Here is a 1,567-nt window from a genome sequence, read left to right on the forward strand (position 1 = left end):
ATTCAAGGTGTGTACCTTGAAGATGTTAACGGTCGCACTACCGCACATTGTTATGTCCTAAAAGATTAATCTACCCGTTCGCACCACGCTCCGGCGTCGGTGCGAACCGCTTATTCGTGGAGAATAATTTATGAGTACTGAAACTAAAAAAATGTCGGTGGTGCAGTTAACCATTCTGACATTCATCAACATGGCCGGCTCCGGCATCATCATGCTGCCAAGTAAACTGGCGCAAGTGGGCACCATTTCTGTGTTGTCTTGGCTGATCACGGCAGCGGGCTCTTTGGCGTTGGCTTACGTGTTCGCAAAATGTGGTCGTTTTAGTAAACGTGACGGCGGTATGAACGGTTACGCGTCTTATGCATTCGGTAAATCGGGTGCATTTATGGCGGGCTGGACTTACGGTTTGTCGCTCCTTATTGCGAACATTGCGATCGCGATTACTTGTGTGGGTTACGGCTCCGCATTCTTTGAAGTGACCCTATCTCCGGTCGAAACCTGTTTGTACACCATCGCCATTCTTTGGATTTGTACTTTCGCTAACTTCGGTGGTGCGAAAATCACAGGTCAAATTGGTACATTCACCGTGTGGGGTGTAATCCTACCAGTGTGTTCATTGGGTATTGTTGGTTGGTTCTGGTTTAACCCAACCATGTACATTGAAGCTTGGAACCCACACAGCTTGCCATTTGGTGAGGCAGTGAGCGCTTCTATTGCGATGACGCTATGGGCATTCCTTGGTCTTGAATCAGCTTGTGCGAACTCTGAAGCGGTAGAAAACCCAGAGAAGAACGTACCAATCGCAGTACTGGGCGGTACACTAATCGCGGCTGTGGTTTACATTGTATCGACAAACATCTGTTCTGGTATCGTTGCAAACTCTGAGCTTGCTGCATCTACAGCGCCATTCTCAACTGTATGGACAGTGATGTTAGGTTCAGCCGCTGGTAAAGTGGTTGCGGGTATGGCGGTATTGGCTTGTGCGGGCTCTCTATTGGGTTGGCAATTCACTATCGCGTCAGTGTTCAAATCGTCTTCTGATGCTGGCTTCTTCCCTAAATTGTTCTCTCAAGTGGACAAACGTGGTACGCCAATCAAAGGTATGATCGCGATTACTATTATCCAATCTGTATTGTCTCTAATGACGATCTCTCCAACGCTGAACGAGCAGTTCGAAGCGCTGGTTAACCTAGCGGTAGTAACAAACGTTATTCCTTACATTCTATGTATGGGCGCAATCTTCAACATGCAGCAAGTGGCGCACGTGCCGGAGCGCGAGATGAAAACCACCAACGTTATCGCTCTGATTGGCTCTCTGTACAGCTTCTACGCGCTTTACGGCTCCGGCTACGAAGCGATGATGTGGGGCTCTATCGTAACCTTCCTAGGCTGGAGTGCTTACGGTCTGATTGCTGCGAAGCATGAGCCTTTAGCAAATTAAAAAATAATACTGAAAGAGCCTTCCCAAACGCGGTGTGGAAGGCTCTTTGTTTTTAGGCATTTACGCCAAACCCAAGTCAGCTCAATGCATTTGAGGCTAGACATCCAATGGCGTGAAAACTCATTT

At 47.9% G+C, this 1,567-nt stretch carries 1 protein-coding gene; it reads left to right on the forward strand.

The window, feature by feature from the left end:
- Nucleotides 1-130: 130 nt before the first annotated feature.
- Nucleotides 131-1,441 carry a putrescine-ornithine antiporter gene (potE, locus tag R7Q38_RS23140; protein ID WP_318114430.1) on the forward strand — a complete coding sequence of 437 codons (1,311 nt, stop codon included), beginning with the start codon at nucleotides 131-133 and terminating at the stop codon, nucleotides 1,439-1,441.
- The last annotated feature ends 126 nt before the right edge of the window (nucleotides 1,442-1,567 follow it).

The organism is Vibrio sp. Vb0598, assembly GCF_033338935.1.
In the GTDB taxonomy this organism is placed as follows: domain Bacteria; phylum Pseudomonadota; class Gammaproteobacteria; order Enterobacterales; family Vibrionaceae; genus Vibrio; species Vibrio alginolyticus.